The 19,211-nt window shown below is 38.6% G+C and carries 19 protein-coding genes; 9 read left to right on the top strand and 10 right to left on the bottom strand.

Going from position 1 to position 19,211, the window contains the following annotated elements:
- Positions 1-38 precede the first annotated feature (38 nt).
- The 4 genes from IA57_RS05890 to gdhA all read right to left on the bottom strand — a co-directional run bounded on the left by IA57_RS05890 (position 39) and on the right by gdhA (position 7,001).
- On the bottom strand, positions 39-2,453 hold the full coding sequence (locus IA57_RS05890; RefSeq protein ID WP_036120544.1) for a TonB-dependent receptor: 2,415 nt from the start codon (positions 2,451-2,453) through the stop codon (positions 39-41).
- Positions 2,454-2,476: 23 nt separating this feature from the next.
- The gene (gene recO, locus IA57_RS05885; protein WP_036120542.1) at positions 2,477-3,193 is read right to left on the bottom strand and encodes a DNA repair protein RecO; all 717 of its coding nucleotides are present in this window, start codon (positions 3,191-3,193) and stop codon (positions 2,477-2,479) included.
- Positions 3,193-5,538 carry a type IX secretion system anionic LPS delivery protein PorZ gene (gene porZ / locus IA57_RS05880; RefSeq protein ID WP_229730265.1) on the bottom strand — a complete coding sequence of 782 codons (2,346 nt, stop codon included), beginning with the start codon at positions 5,536-5,538 and terminating at the stop codon, positions 3,193-3,195. The genes recO and porZ overlap by 1 nt, the downstream gene beginning before the upstream one ends.
- A 119-nt stretch (positions 5,539-5,657) precedes the next feature.
- Complete coding sequence (gene gdhA, locus IA57_RS05875) at positions 5,658-7,001, bottom strand: NADP-specific glutamate dehydrogenase (protein WP_036120536.1); 1,344 nt, start codon at positions 6,999-7,001, stop codon at positions 5,658-5,660.
- Between the two features lie 231 nt (positions 7,002-7,232).
- Here gdhA and IA57_RS05870 point away from each other — a divergent pair, with 231 nt between their 5' ends.
- Complete coding sequence (locus tag IA57_RS05870) at positions 7,233-8,066, top strand: THC0290_0291 family protein (RefSeq protein ID WP_036120533.1); 834 nt, start codon at positions 7,233-7,235, stop codon at positions 8,064-8,066.
- 59 nt (positions 8,067-8,125) lie between these two features.
- Here the strand turns inward: IA57_RS05870 and IA57_RS05865 are convergent, their stop codons facing one another.
- Positions 8,126-9,265, bottom strand: a complete 1,140-nt coding sequence (locus IA57_RS05865; RefSeq protein ID WP_036120530.1) for a cystathionine gamma-synthase — start codon at positions 9,263-9,265, stop codon at positions 8,126-8,128.
- Between the two features lie 163 nt (positions 9,266-9,428).
- Between IA57_RS05865 and IA57_RS05860 the strand changes: the two genes are divergently transcribed.
- The 3 genes from IA57_RS05860 to IA57_RS05850 are packed head-to-tail and all read left to right on the top strand — an operon-like array spanning position 9,429 to position 11,498.
- Complete coding sequence (locus tag IA57_RS05860; protein ID WP_036120528.1) at positions 9,429-10,175, top strand: DUF3298 and DUF4163 domain-containing protein; 747 nt, start codon at positions 9,429-9,431, stop codon at positions 10,173-10,175.
- Between the two features lie 59 nt (positions 10,176-10,234).
- Positions 10,235-10,591: an arsenate reductase family protein gene (locus IA57_RS05855; protein ID WP_036120525.1), complete on the top strand. Its 357-nt coding sequence runs from the start codon at positions 10,235-10,237 to the stop codon at positions 10,589-10,591.
- Positions 10,581-11,498, top strand: coding sequence for a DMT family transporter (locus IA57_RS05850; RefSeq protein WP_036120521.1), 918 nt, complete (start codon positions 10,581-10,583; stop codon positions 11,496-11,498). Before IA57_RS05855 ends, IA57_RS05850 begins: the two co-directional genes overlap by 11 nt.
- A gap of 7 nt (positions 11,499-11,505) precedes the next feature.
- Here IA57_RS05850 and IA57_RS05845 read toward each other — a convergent pair whose 3' ends face one another.
- Positions 11,506-11,985, bottom strand: a complete 480-nt coding sequence (locus IA57_RS05845; protein ID WP_036121359.1) for an acyl-CoA thioesterase — start codon at positions 11,983-11,985, stop codon at positions 11,506-11,508.
- Between the two features lie 195 nt (positions 11,986-12,180).
- Here IA57_RS05845 and IA57_RS05840 point away from each other — a divergent pair, with 195 nt between their 5' ends.
- The 3 genes from IA57_RS05840 to nadD are packed head-to-tail and all read left to right on the top strand — an operon-like array spanning position 12,181 to position 14,198.
- Entirely contained in the window at positions 12,181-13,038 is an 858-nt protein-coding gene (locus tag IA57_RS05840; RefSeq protein ID WP_036120519.1) for a YicC/YloC family endoribonuclease, read from the top strand.
- Positions 13,038-13,613 carry a guanylate kinase gene (gmk, locus tag IA57_RS05835; RefSeq protein ID WP_036120516.1) on the top strand — a complete coding sequence of 192 codons (576 nt, stop codon included), beginning with the start codon at positions 13,038-13,040 and terminating at the stop codon, positions 13,611-13,613. Before IA57_RS05840 ends, gmk begins: the two co-directional genes overlap by 1 nt.
- A 6-nt stretch (positions 13,614-13,619) precedes the next feature.
- Entirely contained in the window at positions 13,620-14,198 is a 579-nt protein-coding gene (nadD, locus tag IA57_RS05830; protein WP_036120513.1) for a nicotinate (nicotinamide) nucleotide adenylyltransferase, read from the top strand.
- Positions 14,199-14,248: 50 nt separating this feature from the next.
- Here the strand turns inward: nadD and lysM are convergent, their stop codons facing one another.
- Both lysM and IA57_RS05820 read right to left on the bottom strand, forming a co-directional pair.
- Entirely contained in the window at positions 14,249-14,743 is a 495-nt protein-coding gene (gene lysM, locus IA57_RS05825) for a peptidoglycan-binding protein LysM (protein ID WP_036120512.1), read from the bottom strand.
- A 138-nt stretch (positions 14,744-14,881) separates the two neighbouring features.
- The gene (locus tag IA57_RS05820) at positions 14,882-15,832 is read right to left on the bottom strand and encodes a hypothetical protein (RefSeq protein ID WP_036120510.1); all 951 of its coding nucleotides are present in this window, start codon (positions 15,830-15,832) and stop codon (positions 14,882-14,884) included.
- 133 nt (positions 15,833-15,965) lie between these two features.
- Here IA57_RS05820 and IA57_RS05815 point away from each other — a divergent pair, with 133 nt between their 5' ends.
- Positions 15,966-16,967: an NAD(P)H-dependent glycerol-3-phosphate dehydrogenase gene (locus IA57_RS05815; protein WP_036120508.1), complete on the top strand. Its 1,002-nt coding sequence runs from the start codon at positions 15,966-15,968 to the stop codon at positions 16,965-16,967.
- Between the two features lies 1 nt (position 16,968).
- Here the strand turns inward: IA57_RS05815 and IA57_RS05810 are convergent, their stop codons facing one another.
- Entirely contained in the window at positions 16,969-17,364 is a 396-nt protein-coding gene (locus tag IA57_RS05810; RefSeq protein WP_036120505.1) for a hypothetical protein, read from the bottom strand.
- Between the two features lie 137 nt (positions 17,365-17,501).
- Positions 17,502-17,654 (bottom strand): response regulator transcription factor, encoded by a 153-nt coding sequence (locus IA57_RS12800; RefSeq protein ID WP_394359132.1) that lies wholly within the window; start codon positions 17,652-17,654, stop codon positions 17,502-17,504.
- Positions 17,655-18,129: 475 nt separating this feature from the next.
- Here IA57_RS12800 and IA57_RS05805 point away from each other — a divergent pair, with 475 nt between their 5' ends.
- A complete protein-coding gene (locus IA57_RS05805) occupies positions 18,130-19,209 on the top strand; it encodes a right-handed parallel beta-helix repeat-containing protein (protein WP_036120502.1) in 1,080 nt (359 codons plus the stop codon).
- Positions 19,210-19,211: the final 2 nt, after the last annotated feature.

Raw genomic sequence — 19,211 nt, 5'->3', positions numbered from 1 at the left:
GAGAACGCCACAACGGATTTTTAGTTGTGGCGTTTTATTTATAAAGTATATTTTAAGGACATAATAAGGTTTCTACCGGCCGAGGCTATTCCCGAAGAGTAGGTTTTATAACGCTGGTCGGTTATATTTTCCAAGCCTGCCGTAACGCTTAACGATGGCATAATAGCATACTTAGCCCTTAGGTTTAAGGTATACCAAGAAGGCGCGTATGGGTTGCCGTTTGCGTCTAAAGCGTACATATATTCTTTACTTGTTTCAGATGGCGCCAATTGATAATAGGATAATTCGCCATTGTAGTTGGCATAGGCATCAATTAAAAACTTGTCTTTATCCCATACCAAATGGGTATTTCCAAACTGCGGCGCAATATGTCTAACAGGAACATCGGTACCATTATCATCTTCTTTTCCTCCTATAAAATTATACTGTGACGTTACTTTTAGGTGTTTGCTGAAATTTAATTGAATTCCGGCCTCAACCCCATAAATGTTTGCGCTAGAAGCATTTTGTATGGCCTGCACTTGGCTTAATTCGCCATCGTACATAATCTCGGTTTGCCCGTTTAAATTATAGTCCCTTCGCACCAACGCATGATCTAAATAGGTGTAATAGGTCGCCAAGTCTACCAAAACAATGTTATTAAAGTTTAAGCTCAGGCCAAGCTCGGCATTATAGGCGTACTCTGGCTTAAGGTTGTTATTTGGCACTACAACAGCTCCAGGCTCGGAGTCGAAAACCTTGCCTACATCATCAATATTTGGGGCTCTAAATGCGGTTGAGCCATTTAGTTTCCATTGAATGGTTTTATTAGGAATCCAGCTTACACCAAAAGAGCCCGTTACGGCATCGGAATTGATCTTAGCCTCATTAAAAGGCAGGTTTAAATAGGTGTTATTTTGGGTAAAATCGGCATACGTGCTTATGTAGTTATAACGCAAACCTGATTGTAAGATGAACCTCTGGTGGGGTTTAAACTTTAGGTTAACATAGGCGGCGGCCGTTTGCCAATTCGAACCATCTGGATATCGCGATACCGTAGCATGGTTGGTATTATCGACTATATTTACTTCGGCACCTACAGAACTAACCTTGTTGTAAACGTACTCTGCCCCGTAAAACAATTCGGTTTTTGGTGAGATTAGTTTTTCAAAATCGGCATTAAACGAAAACGCATCGACGGTCTCTTCTCTAATGTTTTTTATAACCGATTGATAATCCCTATCGTATCTGCTTTCATTAAAATTTTGGTAGGCCACAGTGGTTTGTATTTTGTCGTACAGGTTGGAGCGGCTGCCCAATTTGGTTAGTTGCAAGCTTCCCATAAACCATTTTTGAGGACCATAATACCACTCCGCCGATCTTAGGTTCCCGCTTTTGTAGCGAATTAACCTATCGTATCTTGGGTAATCTGATGTTTTGGTAAAATGCAAGCCCAAATCAAAACTTAAATTGTCTTTAGGCTCAAAACGCACCTTCTGCATTAGGTTAATTTGGTTGTATGCTGTTGGCACTTGAACTTTAGGGTTGCTGTTTGTTACCGTTTGGTCGTTCCCCATGGGGTCGCTAACCACATACTCTGGGCGTAAATACTCATCAGGCCCATGGCTTCCCATACGTAAATCGTCATAATCATTATAGCTTACACTTGTTAAAAAGCCCCATTTTTTCAAGCCGAAATTAAAATCTAAATGGCCCGTTTTTTCTTTGTTTGCCGTAGCGTACCTAACAGTGGTATTGGCATGAAAAGTTGTTTGGTTTGCGTAGGACAGTTGTGGTCGTTTTGTGTAAAATCCCATAACCCCACCAACGGCATCGCTACCATAAACCACCGATCCGGCACCAAGGCTTACTTCGGTTCTCTCTATGGCAAACGGGTTAATCGAAATTACATTTTGCAGGTTTCCGCTTCTAAAAATAGCATTATTCATTCTTACGCCATCAATCGTTATTAAAAGTCTATTAGCAGAAAACCCTCTAATCATCGGGCTTCCTCCACCCATTTGACTTTTTTGAATGTACACCGAGCCTACTCCTTCTAATAAATCGGCACTGGTCTGTGGGTTGGCCAATTGGATTTCTTTTGCACTTAGGCTTATAATTTTATGCGGAATGTCCTTTTTACTCTGCTCAAACTTAGATGCCGAAATGAGGACTTCATCCAAACCTTCAACCAATGGTTGTAAGTAAACAACACCTTGTGCTTTAACAACCTCGGCTTTTGTTATGCGCATTGTTTCGTAAAGCATATGCTTGAAAAATAACACATCGGTGTCGCTAAAGTGCCTCAATGAAGCTTCCCCATCAAAATCGGTGATTACCGATGTACTTTGTGCTTTGTTGTAAATTGTTACCCCAGGAATTGGTTCGTGTGTTTGCTTGTCTAAAAGCTGTAGCTGTTGGCCATAAGACAAACTAAATGCTAGCGCAAAGACCAGCACGGTAATAATTCTCATATTCAGATTAATTAGTTAGTTGTTTAATTAAATACTTGATTAAAAACATCAAGCGATTTTGGCTGCTTAAACCCATCGACATGAAACCTGTAGTACATTAAAATATGCTCTAGCAAATGCTGTCTTTGGTTTAAGCTGATTTTAACCGTGTTTAACGCATCAAAATTTATGCCCAATAAGGTTTTTAGCCCTGTTAAAATTTCCCCTGAAATGGTGTTGTGGGCACTAACTTCCTGAAAGCTTCCCTCTTGAAGGTTAAAATAGCTGTAGTGTATGTTAGAAACATCTGGATAGAACCCCAAATGCTTGGTAAGCTTAAGCAAAAATACCAGATGAAAATTTGAATACGAATCTTCAACATCCAGCCATAAAAGGGCATGTTCTAAAAACTCGTAAAGGGTGCTGTTTTTTTCCTCCTCGTTTAAAACATTGGCCAAGACTTCGGCAAGAAACATAACAATAGCACTTTTTAACACATGGGTATGCATACTGGTGTAAATGGCAGCAGACTTTACATCCTTAATGCTTTGAAGGGTTTTGTTTTCTTTGTGCACAGCCTCTAATTGAAGCTGAGACAACAACTGGTAATACGCTGCCTTCTGGCTTGCTCGCCTAGAACTATAAACCCCTCTTATGATGTAGTTAATAGCCCCAAATTTTTGGGTATAACACTTAACAATTAAATCGTTATCCCTGTATTTTAATTTTGAAAGAACAATGGCCTTAGTGGATACAAGCATTACCTAACAACCATTAATTTTAGCACTTTGGTTTCTAGGGCATCTAAATCTGTAAGCATGATTAAATACACTCCAGAAGCTACCGTATTGTTGGCTAAATTTTTACCATTCCAAAACGCCGACCCACCGTCAATCTCCAAATGATATCCTTTGTAACGCATGTTTACGTTAGATTGAGCTTCGGCTACCAAATTACCTTCAATATCGGTAATTTTAATGTTCACATTCTCTGGCAGGCCGCGAATTTTAATTTTCTTTTCTACCATATTAAAATCCGGCCTTACGGGATTGGGGTAAACAAAAGCATCTTCAAAATCCTCTTTTGTTCCCGAACTACCAGAACCATACGATAGCAAGCCTTTATCGGTAGCAATATAAACCCTTCCGTTAGAGGCATCAATAGAAACATCGATAATGTTGTTAGAAGGCAATGGCGAATTGTCTTTCGTAAAATGGAAAATGGTCTCCTGCCCGTCTGATGAGAAATAGAACAGTCCGGCGCCCATAACACCTATCCATTTATTATTTGCACCATCTACCTCAATATCAGATACAAATTGCTGGTAGAGCAATTCTGATGGCTGGCCATTTTCTAAAATTACAATTTCTTCTACTTGTACATTATCGGTAAAAAAGCCTGTGCTATTGTATAGCACCCTTAGCCCGCTTATAGTCCCAACCCAAACTCGATCGTTCTTATCTACGGCCAGAGAGGTCACAAAATTGTTTGACATATTACCTTCCTCTGTACTTAAGTTTTTTAACTGAACCCCATTAGTATTGTTAAACCCTATTAGCCCATAATTGTAGCCCCCAATCCATTTTGTTCCGTTCGAACTGATGTCCAAATCGCTATATCCCCATTCACCGCCTAAAGCATCTGGTATTAAAGAAGTAAAATCATACCCTTGCCATTGGCCCGTTGTTGGATCATACGATTTTAAGGGCCTAGCAACTCGCCCAGTCATCGTCCATAAAACACCATTACTATCAAACTTAGAAGCACTTTGCCTAATACTTTTAATATTTGGGTTTGTAGGGATTATTAAAGACTCTAGACCACTATTGGTCTCATTGTACAAAACGGTGGGCACATTGTTATTAATCTCCAACAAACCATCGTTAAAAGAACTGATAAATACTTGGTCTTCATTAAATGGGTTTATGACTATCTTGTTTAAATTCCTAGCCGACAATAGACTATCGTAAGGAATATTGGCCCAAGTCTCATTTCTCAAATGGCTAACACCCCTGCTTCTTAAAGGACTAGGGTTGTATGTCAAGGTATAATCGCCATAGGTTACCCATAAGTTATTCGAATACGCTTCAATAGCAAAAGTGTTATTTAAAAGTGGGCCATCTGGGTGTAACTGTTCAAAACTTACGCCATCTGTCAAGGCGGTCTTTAAAACACCATTGTGTTGTGTTCCTATGTACAAAAAACCCGAATGCACACTCGCCGCGGTAAAGCTTGTCTCTACTTCTTCGTTAAAAGTTGCCTGAGCAATTACATTAAAATCAACATCATAGGCATAAACATCGTTAGCCGTGGTGATTACCAAATAGTCATCGTTAGATTTTAAGTCTAGAACCATGTGGTTTAGCTGCGCAAGTTCGGTTAATGCATTACCAACCACATTATACACCCTTCTGTTGGCTCGTATTGCAAACACAGCGCCCATATGTTCCTGCACCCCAACAAAATTGCCTGTTGCCAATGATTGCCATTGCTGATAGTCTATTAAATTATCACTTGCTACCAATGCGCGCTTAAGGCCAACGCCATCATAACAAGCGGCAAAAATATAATCGTCCCTTACAGTTGTTTGTTTAACCTGTATTTGAGACCCGCCAGGGCCAATATAATAGGTGTCTCCAAATTCTAAACGGGATAAATCGTATACCGAAATACCAAAATCGGCCGCAATATAGACCTGACCATTATACTCGTTAAAATGGTTAATTTTTTTACTTGTTGGAGGAATAGTAGGCTTATCCAAAATATCGACAATTGTTAACACATCCTCTTCGCCATCAATAACAATCTCTATTAGGCCGTTTTCATAGCCTATTAATAACATCCCGTAGTCCTGACTGTAATGTATCGTAGAAATTATTTCACCTGAAAGCCCTTGTATTGAGGATATTTTTTCAATCTCGAAAGTATTAACATCATAAGTAAATACAGCGTTTTCTGCCGCTGCATATATCTTATTTTCGCTTCTTGAAGTGTCTTTTATGTTTAAATAAGAATAATATCCCTGCCAAAGTGCCGAATAGTTTTGGGCTTGCGTTAAGCCAACGAACAATACAACAATAATAAGAAGCGCTTTCTGTTTCATCATGGTTTTAAAACGTCAAATATATTTATATATAACGAGTTTTGTATTAAAAACATATTCTTAAACTAAAAAAAGCCTCCTAACAAAGGAAGCTTTTCTGGTTTTTTTAAGACTCTTAAACGTTACAGTTCCCCTTGGGCAATCATGGCATCTGCCACTTTTACAAAACCTGCAATGTTTGCGCCTTTAACATAGTTTATATAACCATCGTCTTCAGCGCCATAGGCGATACATGCGCTATGAATGCCTTCCATGATTTCTTTAAGTTTTTTATCAACCTCTTCGCGAGACCAATTGTATCGCAATGAGTTTTGGGTCATTTCCAGTCCAGATGTGGCGACCCCTCCAGCGTTGGATGCCTTACCGGGAGCAAAAAGAATTCGCGCCTCGTGGAACACTTCTATTGCACCTTTTGTCGATGGCATATTGGCCCCTTCACTTACACAAATACAGCCGTTAGCCACTAAAGTTTTTGCATCTTCTTCGTGAAGTTCATTTTGTGTGGCACATGGTAAAGCGATATCGCACGCAATGTTCCATGGGGTTTTGCCTTTGTGAAACTCGGCATTGGGATATGTGTTTAAATATTCGCCTATTCTAGCGCGCTTTACATTTTTAAGCTCCATAACATGGGCGAGCTTTTCTGCATTAATCCCATCTTTATCGTAAATGTAGCCAGACGAATCGGACAATGTTAAAACGGTACCACCAAGTTCTATTGTTTTTTCGGCTGCAAACTGGGCCACATTTCCAGAACCTGAGATAACTACTTTTTTCCCTTCAAACGAATCGCCTTTGGTTTTTAACATGTTGTTTGCAAAATACACATTTCCATATCCTGTGGCCTCGGGTCTAATTAAAGAACCGCCCCAAGACAAGCCCTTTCCTGTTAGAACTCCTGTAAACTCGTTTCGTATTTTTTTATACATTCCAAACAAATAGCCTATTTCTCTAGCGCCTACTCCTATATCGCCTGCCGGAACATCTGTATTGGGGCCTATGTATCTAAACAACTCCGCCATGAAAGCTTGACAAAACCGTCGGATCTCACCATCGCTTTTTCCCTTAGGGTCAAAATCGCTTCCGCCTTTACCACCACCCATAGGCAAGGTGGTTAAACTGTTTTTAAACACTTGTTCGAAGGCTAAAAACTTTAAAATGCTAAGGTTTACCGTTGGATGAAACCTCAACCCACCTTTGTATGGTCCAATGGCCGAGTTCATTTGCACACGGTACCCTCTGTTTACTTGTATTTCGTCATTATCGTCTACCCAACAAACCCTAAAAGAAATAACACGTTCGGGCTCGACCATTCTTGAAAGAATTTTTTTTCCTAAATAAACATCGTTATCTTGAATATATGGAATAACCGTTTCTGCCACCTCCTCTACTGCTTGTAAAAACTCGGGCTCATGGCCGTTTCTAATTTTTACTTCTTCTAAAAAAGCTTCAACTTTATTTCTCATTTATCTTTTAATTATGATATTGTTATTTGTTTTAACATGTGTATAACAAATATACGTTATCTGTAAAAAAGAAAAGGTTTTTTTTAGAATTTCGTGTTTTTTTAATTAAAAACTGTGTTTTTGTAATTTCTCATACTCTTAAACAAGAAATTTCTGTTTTATGATTTTTAGTTTGGTAGCTTTTAACGTTTTGCTATATTTGTTATACTAAGAGCTCTTTTTCACCATACTATGCTGAATTCAAAATATTTATACACTTGCTTAATCCTACTTATAGGCAGTGTTAATTTAGGGTTTGCCCAATTAGGCTTCTCTCATGAAATAGGGGCTATTGTTGGCCCGGTACAGTTTAGATCGGATTATGGTATTCGAAATAACGAAGAAACCAATTTTGGCAACTCGGGCATTGGTATTGGTATTATACACTACATAAGTTTTGCTTATAGGGCCGACTGTAACTGCTATTCCACAGACACTTATTTTAACGACCATTTTAAATTGCGCAGCGAGATTTCCTGGAATAAAACCAAACTCGATCACTTTGGGCGTTGGGTAGCCCCCGACCGCACAAGTGCCAATGCCGACAAATTACGGGCGCACTCTGGAGAAGCTCAAAATTTTGATATTGGCATGCAATTAGAGTACTTCCCTTTAAGCATTCGTTCTTTCCAGGCCTTTAGCTATAGATTTGCACCGTTTGTTAGCCTTGGCGCTCACTACACAGCTTCTAGCCCTAAATCTGAAACCACTTACGGCAGCGGAAATGTGATGGACGAGTCTGCCATTTATTCTTATTGGTATGAAGATGAAACGTTTTTACCAACGTTAGCCCCGGGAGAAAGCAGAGAGTACCCTATAAACACAGACCCCTCTAGCGCATGGTCTGTAGTGGCTAGTGTTGGAGTAAGATATAAGCTTACCAAACTTTCCGATTTGATGTTGGATTTACGGTGGCAGTATTATTTTAGCGACTGGATAGATGGCTTTAACCACCAATTGGACTACAACAAGTTTAACGATTGGTTAATATGGCTTAATTTTGGTTATGTTTACTATCTAGATTAAAAAAAACACCCCAAAATAAATTGGCGTGTTTTTTTAATACGTTTTTCTTTAAAATGGGTTTACCCTATAGCTTGTTTTAGATCTTCCAACAAGTCTGCCTCGTCTTCAATACCCACACTAAGTCTAATTAAAGAATCTACTACACCTGTTTTTTCGCGTTCTTCCTTTGGTATGCTAGCATGCGTCATACTAGCTGGGTGGCCTGCTAAAGACTCTACACCTCCAAGCGATTCGGCTAAGGTGAAAATCTTTAAGTTCTCCACTATTTTTATGGCATCTTCATAGCTATTGCCTTTTGTTGTAAACGATACCATTCCACCAAAATCGGCCATTTGGGTTTTGGCAACGTCATGATTTGGATGGTTCTCAAAACCTGGCCAGTACACCTTTTCAATTTTCGGATGGTTATTCAAATAGGTGGCTACAGCACGACCATTTTCGCAATGGCGCTGCATGCGTATGTGCAATGTTTTTATACCTCTTAATACTAAAAAACTATCTTGAGGCCCGCAAACGGCACCACTAGCGTTTTGAATAAAGTATAATTTATCAGCAAGATCTTTATCCTTAACCACCAAAGCACCCATAACCACATCGCTATGCCCGCCCAAATATTTGGTTGCCGAGTGCATAACAATATCGGCTCCAAGTTCTAAAGGCCGTTGCAAATACGGCGTTGCAAAGGTATTGTCTACCGCCAAAATAAGGTTGTGCTTTTTAGCAATTGCTGCTGTAGCTTTAATATCTATAATATGCATCATTGGGTTTGTTGGTGTTTCTACCCAAATAAGCTTGGTATTGCTGTTTACATAATTTTCAATATTTGCAGCGTCTTGCATTCCCACAAAGTGGAACTTAATTCCAAAACGTTCAAAAATACTGGTAAACAACCTGTAGCTCCCCCCATAAAGGTCGTTTGTTGAAATAACCTCGTCTCCCGGGTTTAAAAGTTTCATCACAGCATCTATGGCTGCCAAACCAGAGCCAAATGCCAATCCAAACGCTCCATTTTCTATGCTCGCCAACGCTTTTTCTAAGGCATGTCTAGTAGGGTTTTGGGAGCGGGAATACTCAAACCCTTTATGGCCGCCGGGGGTAGATTGCGCATAGGTTGATGTTTGGTAAATGGGAGGCATTACAGCGCCGTAGGCCTTATCGTGTTCTTGTCCTCCGTGTATGGTTTTGGTATTGAATTTCATAATCAAAAAAATTAATTTGCACCCTTTTCGCTACTGCTTTTTAAACAGGCTAAGGGGGCTTGGTTTGTTAAAATCTTTCAGGGTTGCCTATAGGCTTTCCATGCGAAAAAACAAATTTAAGGTTTAATTCGGTCTATTCAAACGGATGCAGTACCTTTAGTCTATGTTTAACAAAAAATCATTTGCCGTGTTAAAAAAGCTTACCGTATTTAGTGTGTTTCTATGCCTTGCCCTGTCTTGCAAAGACAATATGCCCATCACGTTTAAAGAAACCGTTTTCAACTCTAAAACTACAGCCGATATTGATATTTTATACCCTAAAGTTACAGAAGCACACCCCATAGCAAAACAAATAAACACTGAAATTGAACACTACATTTCGCAACGCCTCTTGTTTAAAGACACCACAGCTCAAATTTCCATAAAAGCAGCCGCAGCAGCATTTGATAATGAATTAAACCAATTTAAAACAGCCTTTCCAGAAACACCCCAACATTGGGAAGCACTTATTGAAGGCGAAGTGCTATACCAAACGCCTGCACTTATTTGTATTGGCATAAGCTCATACACTTACACTGGCGGCGCCCATGGCAACGATACCATTGCATTTTTAAATTTCAATCCGGAAACAGGTGCATTATTTACCAAAGCCGAACTCTTTCAAAACCTTTCAGAGTTTAGTGCTTTGACTGAAAGCTTCCTTAAAAAAGAAATTGAAATTGGAAAGCGCGAAACCATGGCCGATTATTTTTTTGGAGAAGCTTTTAAACTACCAGAATCTATCGGGTTTAACGAAGAAGGCGTTATCATGCTGTACAACAAATACGAGATAGCCTCTTATGCACAAGGCATTACCGAGTTTGTTATTCCGTATAGCGAGGCCGAACCATTTTTAAAAATAATGCCATAACCCTTATTCGTTTCGGTTAAAAACAGTTCCTTTGCAACAATTTTTATGATTTTACGGCGATGAAAAAATTCTATTATTTAAAGACCTGCAATACGTGTACAAGACTTATTAATGAATTGGAGCTGCCCAACGATGTGGTTATGCAAGACATTAAATCGGATCCCCTTACCGTAAAACAGCTCGAAGCAATGCATGAACTATCAGGAAGCTACGAGGCCTTGTTTAGCAAACGTGCCAAGCTATATAAAGAGATGGGATTAAAAGACCAAGCGCTATCTGAAAAAGATTTTAAACATTACATTTTGGAACATTACACGTTTTTAAAGCGCCCGGTTTTTATATACAAACAACGCATTTTTATAGGAAACAGCAAAAAAACGGTCGAAGCGGCCAAACAAGCCATCCATGAAGAGTAGGATTTGGGCCCTTGTTGCCGTGTTCTTGGTTCAAGTTATTTATGGGTTTACGTTTACCTTTGCCAACGATGTGATTGATGGCGGGCACATAAAACCATTCGGGTTTATCTTAATCCGCATTTTTTTTGCTACCCTGTTATTTTGGGCTTTTAGTGTGTTTGCTCCTAAAGAAAAAGTCGACCCTAAAGACTATAAAACCTTCTTTTTGGCTGCTATTTTTGGCATTGCCCTAAACATGCTCACTTTTTTTAAAGGGTTTGAATACACCACACCCATACACGCTTCGGTAATTATGACAGTTGTGCCCATTGTTGTGCTTATCCTATCGTCTATCATGCTTAACGAACGCATTACCAAGTTAAAAATATTGGGGATTTTAATCGGGTTTTCTGGAGCTTTAATCTTGTCGCTTTACGGTAAATCCACTCAGGCTGGCGACAATATTCCATTAGGGAATTTACTGGTCTTTATCAATGCGGTATCGTATAGTATTTACCTTATTATCATTAAAAAGCTAACGTTTAAATACCACCCATTTACATTTATTAAATGGCTGTTTTTATTTGGGCTTATCCTCGTCGCCCCTTTTGGGTTAAACGAAGTCCTGTATATCGATTTTAGCACGTTTGATACCTACATTTATTTTGCCGTAGGCTTTATAATTGTTGGAGCCACATTTACAACCTATTTGCTAAACCCATTGGCATTAACTAGGCTTAGAGCCTCTACAGTAAGTGCCTTTTTATACTTGCAGCCTGTAGTTGCGGGAATTTTTGCCGTTACCATGGGCAGCGACACCATTAACCCCGTTAAGCTAATTGCTGCCGCTTGTATTTTTTGTGGTGTTTATCTGGTTACCAAGCCACCCCGAGCTCGCATTACCGATTTAAAACAAATTAATTCTTAAAAGCCACTTAGTTTTGCAAATTAACAGGCTTTTTACCGTGTTTTCTAGTGTCCTCCTTGGTAAGCGCCTTAAAATGTCCGGCTTTGGGAAATGTGTTGGATATCTGTAACAACTCCTCGGGCAATACGGTAAGGCGTCGCTGTTTTAAATCCATCCAGCCTCCTAACATTTCGCAATGCGCTAGGTGGTCGCCTTTATGGTTGTAAAAATTATGGTCAAACATAAAAAATGTACCATCTTCACTTAAACCCGAGACCTCTAGCGTAACCGTTAGTGGCTGTCCCATAAAAGCTTCTTTAAAATAAAACATATGTTCGTAAAACACGATAGGCCCAAGATTGTGTTTGGCAAGTTCTTGCATTCCAAATCCGTTTTCAATTAAAAATGCCATTCTGGTATGGCTCATAAAATTGGTATACGCACTATTGGCCAAATGCCTGTTAGCATCGATATCGCTCCAACGGATTTCAAATTCTTTTTTAAACATACATGTCGTTTTTTTGGTTGTTGCAAAAGTATGGTATTTTATTATGCAGGCATAATGGTTTAACATCCTTAAAAAACTCCAACAATTTGTTACCTTTGCGCAAAACAAATTTCCCTTACAGGCATGCTCCCGAGGGCTTTAATGAAAAACCCTTTGGTATTAGGCAAATCTTAGTGGGATTTAATACGTTTGTGTATGATTCAATCTATGACAGGTTATGGGAAAACCGTGGTACAGCTTCCTACCAAAAAAATCTCCTTAGAAATAAAGTCTTTAAACAGCAAAAACCTAGACCTAAACGCTAGAATGCCTTCTATTTACAGAGAAAAAGAACTCGACATAAGAAAGCGCATTGCCGCGACTTTAAGCCGTGGAAAAATAGACTTTTCGCTATATGTAGAAATTACCGGTGAAGAAACCTCGTCACAGATTAACAAAACCGTTGTAAAAGAGTACATAAAACAACTTAAGGATGTGGTTGATGGCGATGCTACCGAATTGTTAAAAATAGCCATTCGCCTACCCGATGCCGTAACGACTGAACGTGATGATATTGATGAGGACGAGTGGAATACCATTTCTAACGCCCTAGATGAAACGCTCGAAAAAATTGAGCAGTACCGTTTAGACGAAGGCAAAAGCTTGGAAACCGATTTTAAAGAACGTCTGGAGAACATTCACCAGCTATTGGATGACGTAATAGCTATGGATCCAGACCGCATTGATGCCGTAAGAACACGTTTGGAAAAAGGCATTGCAGACATTAAGGAAAAGGTAGACGAAAACCGCTTTGAGCAAGAGCTGGTTTACTACATTGAAAAATACGATATAACCGAAGAAAAAGTGCGTTTAAAAAACCATTTAGACTACTTCTTAAAAGTTCTAGGCACCAAAGAATCCAACGGAAAAAAACTCGGATTTATCGGTCAGGAAATGGGTCGAGAAATCAATACCATTGGCTCAAAATCCAACCATGCACCCATGCAAAAACTGGTAGTTCAAATGAAAGACGAGCTAGAAAAAATTAAAGAACAACTCTTAAACGTGCTCTAATGCAAAAAAAAGGAAAGCTTATTGTTTTTTCTGCCCCTTCAGGCTCTGGAAAAACTACCATAGTAAAACATTTGCTTAAACAAAAAGAGTTAGATCTGGAGTTTTCTATTTCTGCCACCTCGCGCGACAAACGCGGTGAAGAAGTAGATGGCAAAGATTACTATTTTTTATCGTTTGAAGCATTTAAACAAAATATTAAAGACGATGCATTTTTAGAATGGGAAGAAGTGTATCGCGACAACTTTTACGGCACCTTAAAAACCGAAGTCGAACGCATTTGGGCAAAAGGCAAACATGTTATTTTTGATATTGACGTATCTGGTGGATTGCGTATTAAACGCAAATTCCCAGAAGAAACCTTGGCCATTTTTGTAAAACCGCCTAGTATAGACGAGCTTAAAATTAGACTTAAAAAACGCCAGACCGAAACCAACGATAAAATTAACATGCGCATTGCCAAAGCTTCGGCCGAGTTGGCTACAGCACCGTTATTTGATCATATTGTAGTTAACGACACCTTAGAGCACGCTTTAGAAGAATCGTATCGCTTAGTGTCTGAATTTATCTCTAAATAACAACGCATGAAAATAGGGCTTTACTTTGGTACTTTTAACCCCATTCATATTGGCCACCTAGTTATTGCCAACCATATGGCAGAATTTAGTGATTTAGATCAGGTGTGGTTTGTGATTACACCACACAGCCCGTTTAAGAAAAAAAGCTCGTTGTTAGATGATCACCACCGCTACGAAATGGTGTATCGTGCCACCGAGGCTTACGACAAGCTAAAACCAAGCAATATTGAATTTAAATTACCACAGCCCAATTACACGGTTAACACCTTAGCGCACCTTTACGAAAAATACCCTAAACATACGTTTTCATTAATTATGGGTGAAGACAATTTAAAGGGGTTCCACAAATGGAAAAACTACCAGGCTATTTTAGAGCATCACGATATTTATGTGTACCCACGCATTTCTAAAGGCACTATTGAAACCCATTTTGACGGGCATGAGAAAATTAATCGTGTTGAAGCTCCTATAATGGAATTATCCTCCACCTTTATTCGCGATAGCATAAAAGCAGGCAAAAATATTAAACCCATGCTACCCGAAAACGTTTGGGAGTATTTGGATGAAATGAATTTTTACAAATAAAAAAAGCGCATTACAACAATGCGCTTTTTTCTGTTTTTAAATAAATGCGGTTAGTCCAACGCAGGAATACGTAGTACTTGTCCTGGGTAAATTAAATCTGGATCTTTAAGCATAGGCTTATTGGCTTCAAATATAACAGGGTATTTCATCGCGTTTCCATAGTATTTTTTAGCAATTTTCCCTAAGGTGTCGCCACTTACAACAGTATGAAACTGCGCTTCAGGCTCTGGGTTTTCAACGGTCATTTGGTCGTCTACAGTAGCTATTCCAACCGAGTTTCCTACAACTAGAACCACTTTTTCCTTGGTGGCTTGGTCGTAAGCCGCTCCTGTAACTGTAGCTTTGTCGTCAGCTATATGAATGTTTAAGTTTTCGACTTGTAGTGATAAGTCTGAAATGGTTTCTTCTAGTGTTCTTGCTGCAGCTTCTTCGGCCTTTAATTTAGCAGCAGCGGCTTCTGCTGTAGCTTCGGCAGCTTCTTCTGCTGATGTTTTTCCGCCAAAAATCTTGGCTCCGGCATCTTTAATAAATGAAAATAATCCCATAATTGTTTGTATGATTTTAAAGGTTAATATTACGTTTTAAAAAGTTAAAAAGTCAATATACTAAAAAAAGAGAGTGCTACAACATTAATATATTGTTAAAGCACTCTCATCAACTAACTAACTAATCAACCAAAATATCTATGCTTTTCTTGTGTTTTCTCTCGGGTTTGCTTTTTTCTCTGTCTTCTGTTTACGTTTTTTAGGCTGTTGGGTTTGTTTGCCCGCAGCATTTTTCATGTATTGTATGTAGCCTCTTCCTGTAAACTCGTATAGTGTTCCAGATGATGGGTGGTACAGCTCGATACGTTGGTCATTTACAACACTTAACTCAAAATATTCATTGTTAAAATAATCGTAATCTAGCGTTAATGTTTTTACATACATGTTGTTTGCTACATTGCCTACGCCATACACTCCTGTGTAATCCCAATACAGATAATCTGGGTTTAACCCTGCAGGGTCTTGAGAGCTTCTAAATTCGGAGTCGTTGCCTCCAGCCAAAAACTGCAAATAGTTTTCGTTATCAAACTCGTTTAGTGCCCCATAACTGCTTGTATAGGTTTTTTCCCAAGCCTCGTATTCTTGTAGGAAATAGTGAATGTTATCGTAAAACACAAAGTCGTAATCGAACGTATGACGTTGGTAACCGTGTAAAAAATACGATGTATCTGTATACGGGTTGTACAATTCTATGGTATTGTAATCTACTTCGTACACATCAAATGTTTGGTAGCCATCTATATCGTGGTACACATCTAAAATCATGTTATAAGCATCGTAATCACCTACCGGAATACCAAAACCGTTCCCTTGGCTTTCAAAGCCTACTAAATTGTTGTTGGCATAGAGCACCCCATTTCTAAACGATAAGGTAAAAGCTATTTCCATAAAAGGCGTCTCGCCATACCCTATGGTTTGGTTAATATCTACATACCACAGTTCGTAAGAATGCAACAATTGGTCTGCTGTTACGATGGGTGTTGTTGGGGTTGGATTATAAGTATCGTAAACAACTGCTTCTTCGTAAATACACGATGTAAATAAAAAGGCGGTTAGCGTGAATGCTAAAAGTAGTTTTAAAGGTCTCATAAGCCATAAATTTTAGGGTTACTTTCATAACCTTTTCAAAACGCATGCCAAAAATTAAAAAGCTTGTAACAACAGGCTTTACAAACAGTGATATTTTGCGTACTTTTGAACGAACTAATTTTTTAATCCACAGATGGAAACACCTTTAAAATATGCTGTTTTTGGTGCTGGCAGCTGGGCTACCGCAATTGTAAAAATGTTGTGCGAAAACTTAAATGAAGTGGGCTGGTACATGCGCAGTGCTTATATAAAGGAGCATCTCTTAAAAGAAGACCACAACCCAAACTACTTAAGTTCGGTAGAGTTTGATCCCTCACAACTTAAGCTCAGCAACGATATTAACGAGATTGCTCATTGGGCCGATGTGCTTATTTTTGTTGTGCCTTCGGCATTTATGCACTCTGAACTCGAAAAACTTACCGTCGATATTTCTCAAAAAATTCTTGTTTCGGCCGTTAAAGGTATTATTCCAGAATCTGGAAAACTGGTAGGAGAACATTTTCACAGCGAATACAACATTCCTTTTAGTAACATTGTTGTTATTGCAGGCCCTTGCCATGCCGAGGAGGTTGCCTTAGAACGTTTGTCCTATCTAACCATTTCTTGTGCCGATGCCAACAAAGCCAAAGAAGTAGCCAAAACATTGTCTAGCGATTACATTCAAACCAAAATTAGCGACGATGTCATCGGGACCGAATACGCTGTTATGCTGAAAAACATTTATGCCATTGCCGCTGGTATTGCGCATGGTTTGGGGTATGGCGACAATTTTCAGAGCGTGTTAATGAGCAATGCCATTCGCGAAATGAAACGGTTTATAAAAAAGCGCCATAAAATGAAACGCAACATTAACAACTCGGCCTACCTTGGCGATTTGCTGGTTACCGGATATTCGCTGTTTTCACGAAATCGTATGTTTGGCAACATGATAGGCAAAGGGTATACGGTAAAATCGGCTCAAATGGAGATGAATATGGTTGCCGAAGGCTATTACGCCACCAAAAGCGCCCATTTACTAAACGCCCAAAGTAGCAAAAAGACCAAAATTCCTATTATCGATGCGGTTTACGATGTGCTATACGAAGGCAAAAACCCGAAAAAGGTATTTAAGAAATTAACCGAAAAACTAGATTAAACTACCCGAGTAAAACACCTTGCTCGTTCATAACCGGAACAGCCTGTAAGGCGTCCTTATTAATGGTGTTCTCGGCGAAGGTGTACGTTTTATCAAGCATGGTATTCGCCTTAAAAAAAGTTACTTTAAACTCATTGGTTAAAGCCAAGACATCTTCCTGTAAAAACTCGACTTTTGCGTAGCTTTTAGCTGGTAAAACGTCTAACTTATGGCGCATAACAGACGTTTTTTTGTCTGCCGAATATCCTAAAGAAACGATTAAAACCGTTTCTAAAGCGTAATCGTTGTCGTTTATTAAGTAAACGTTCCAATCGTGCGTTCTGTGGGTGTCGTTAAATTGGTTTATGGCCGCCATATAAACACCTTCAACTTTGGGAATTTGTATGTCTTTTTTCATTTTCGGTGGGTTTACAGCTCTTGTTCATGAGCCTTTCATACGGCAAAAATAATTTATTCCGCCAAAGGAAACACATAAGAAGGCTTGGTAATTCCTCTAAGACTATAAATAATGGTGTGGTTTAAAAGGAGTTGGTTTCAAATAAGACCTTCTTTAACACAAACAGCCGCCAAATGTGAAATGTTTTTGCAATGGAATTTCTTTAAAATATTCCGTTTATGAGTATTGACAGTAAGGGTGGATATATACAATTCTTTAGCTATGTCTTTTGCTTTTTTTCCTTGAGCTATTTGTTTTAAAATTTACTGCTCCCTTTTCGTAAAGACACATTCAATCCCATTTGTTGAAGCTTCATTTCTTTCTTTCAGTTTGCAATGAAATTTTGACCTATTTTCACTTTATTCAACAATCTTTTTTCTACACACAAACAAGAAGCAACCCTTGCTTCTATGAAAGTGATTAAAAAATACTCAAATTGAGTATTGTTTTACTAATAATTATAGAATAAATTTATAAACGCTATTAATCATAAACTCTGAGAGGAATGTTGAGAATTAAAACTGTCCATGCATGTGTGCAGTTTCTCTTCTTAAAAAATACCCAGCATCAGGTATTTCTTTAATAGCCTATAGCATCTAAGTTTACAACATACTATTTAACAAGAATAGGACTCCTCAATTCGCACGTATTTTCCCTACTCCTTCATGGTATCAAAAGCGCAATGCTTTTTATAAATCTGGCTATTAACCAATAATTTAATATACAATGAAAACGTTACGACCCAACCTTTTAAAAACAATTGCTGTTTTACTCTTATTCGTGACAGCAACCCAAGCCCAAAACACTATCATTATAGACAACGGGCCACAATCTACCACGCAATATACTACAATTCAAGCAGCCATAGATGCTGCTAGTGATGGGGATATTATTTATGTACAACCCTCGGCTACTAGCTATGGAAGTGCTACCATTAACAAACCATTGACTATTATAGGGCGTTCGCACAGTGAACCTAGTGAGGTTTCAAACTTGACAAGTGTTATTGTTCAGGCAGATAATGTTACAATTAAAGGATTGAGTTTCTCAAGTTGTTATGCTTCATATAGTGGTTCAAATACTTCAAATACCAAAATTTATGAGTGTAAATTTTCAACACTTTATTTAGCATATGCTGGTGGTATAGCTGATGATGTTACGGTTAGAGGTTGTTATTTTAATTCATTCAATCAATATGCTACAGCAACAAATGTTTTGATATCAAACAATATTATACGCTCTGGAGGAAGTATAGATAATCCAACAAACATAATTGTAGCTAATAATATTTTCAAGCATACCTCTAACATGAGTTTTTCTAATAATGCAGCTGCTCAAACTGCCATTATTTATAACAATATGTTTATCAATAATAGCGCAAACAATAGAACTATAACCTTTTCAGGTGTTGGTGACTGGAATATCTCAAACAATCTTATATATAATTATGGTACAGGCGACTTTACTTTAAATCATACAGGAACTGGTACTTTTGAACATAATGGAAGCTTAATAAATACAGACCCATTGTTTACTAATGTAGATTCTACAGTAAGTACCAGTTTTGCTGGCACTTCAACTTACAATCCAGCAGCCCGACCAGAAGATGATCTTACCCTTCAAGCCAGTTCTCCAGCACTTACTGGTGGTGGCGGTGGTTCAGAGTTAGGAATATTTAACAATGGGTTTAATTTTAAGTACTTAGGTAACCCTAGAGGGATTCCCACTTTTGATATTGTAACCTATACTGGTGCTGTGCCAAAAAATGGTAATATTAATGTAACTGTTGAAGCCAAAGCACACTAGAA

It is taken from the genome of Mangrovimonas yunxiaonensis, assembly GCF_000733475.1.
Lineage (GTDB): Bacteria > Bacteroidota > Bacteroidia > Flavobacteriales > Flavobacteriaceae > Mangrovimonas > Mangrovimonas yunxiaonensis.
The sequence above is the reverse complement of the archived record's forward strand: the minus strand, read 5'-3'. Positions and strand labels throughout refer to the sequence as shown.

What these genes read in the sequence shown, in the direction of transcription:
- IA57_RS05890 (WP_036120544.1), bottom strand. Translation starts at nt 2,453, where the DNA reads ATGAGAATTATTACCGTGCTGGTCTTTGCGCTAGCATTTAGTTTGTCT.
- IA57_RS05805 (WP_036120502.1), top strand. Translation starts at nt 18,130, where the DNA reads ATGAAAACGTTACGACCCAACCTTTTAAAAACAATTGCTGTTTTACTC.
- IA57_RS05860 (WP_036120528.1), top strand. Translation starts at nt 9,429, where the DNA reads ATGTTTAACAAAAAATCATTTGCCGTGTTAAAAAAGCTTACCGTATTT.
- gmk (WP_036120516.1), top strand. Translation starts at nt 13,038, where the DNA reads ATGCAAAAAAAAGGAAAGCTTATTGTTTTTTCTGCCCCTTCAGGCTCT.
- IA57_RS05870 (WP_036120533.1), top strand. Translation starts at nt 7,233, where the DNA reads ATGCTGAATTCAAAATATTTATACACTTGCTTAATCCTACTTATAGGC.
- gdhA (WP_036120536.1), bottom strand. Translation starts at nt 7,001, where the DNA reads ATGAGAAATAAAGTTGAAGCTTTTTTAGAAGAAGTAAAAATTAGAAAC.
- lysM (WP_036120512.1), bottom strand. Translation starts at nt 14,743, where the DNA reads ATGGGATTATTTTCATTTATTAAAGATGCCGGAGCCAAGATTTTTGGC.
- IA57_RS05820 (WP_036120510.1), bottom strand. Translation starts at nt 15,832, where the DNA reads ATGAGACCTTTAAAACTACTTTTAGCATTCACGCTAACCGCCTTTTTA.
- recO (WP_036120542.1), bottom strand. Translation starts at nt 3,193, where the DNA reads ATGCTTGTATCCACTAAGGCCATTGTTCTTTCAAAATTAAAATACAGG.
- IA57_RS05865 (WP_036120530.1), bottom strand. Translation starts at nt 9,265, where the DNA reads ATGAAATTCAATACCAAAACCATACACGGAGGACAAGAACACGATAAG.
- IA57_RS05850 (WP_036120521.1), top strand. Translation starts at nt 10,581, where the DNA reads ATGAAGAGTAGGATTTGGGCCCTTGTTGCCGTGTTCTTGGTTCAAGTT.
- porZ (WP_229730265.1), bottom strand. Translation starts at nt 5,538, where the DNA reads ATGATGAAACAGAAAGCGCTTCTTATTATTGTTGTATTGTTCGTTGGC.
- IA57_RS05845 (WP_036121359.1), bottom strand. Translation starts at nt 11,985, where the DNA reads ATGTTTAAAAAAGAATTTGAAATCCGTTGGAGCGATATCGATGCTAAC.
- IA57_RS05815 (WP_036120508.1), top strand. Translation starts at nt 15,966, where the DNA reads ATGGAAACACCTTTAAAATATGCTGTTTTTGGTGCTGGCAGCTGGGCT.
- nadD (WP_036120513.1), top strand. Translation starts at nt 13,620, where the DNA reads ATGAAAATAGGGCTTTACTTTGGTACTTTTAACCCCATTCATATTGGC.
- IA57_RS05840 (WP_036120519.1), top strand. Translation starts at nt 12,181, where the DNA reads ATGATTCAATCTATGACAGGTTATGGGAAAACCGTGGTACAGCTTCCT.
- IA57_RS05855 (WP_036120525.1), top strand. Translation starts at nt 10,235, where the DNA reads ATGAAAAAATTCTATTATTTAAAGACCTGCAATACGTGTACAAGACTT.
- IA57_RS05810 (WP_036120505.1), bottom strand. Translation starts at nt 17,364, where the DNA reads ATGAAAAAAGACATACAAATTCCCAAAGTTGAAGGTGTTTATATGGCG.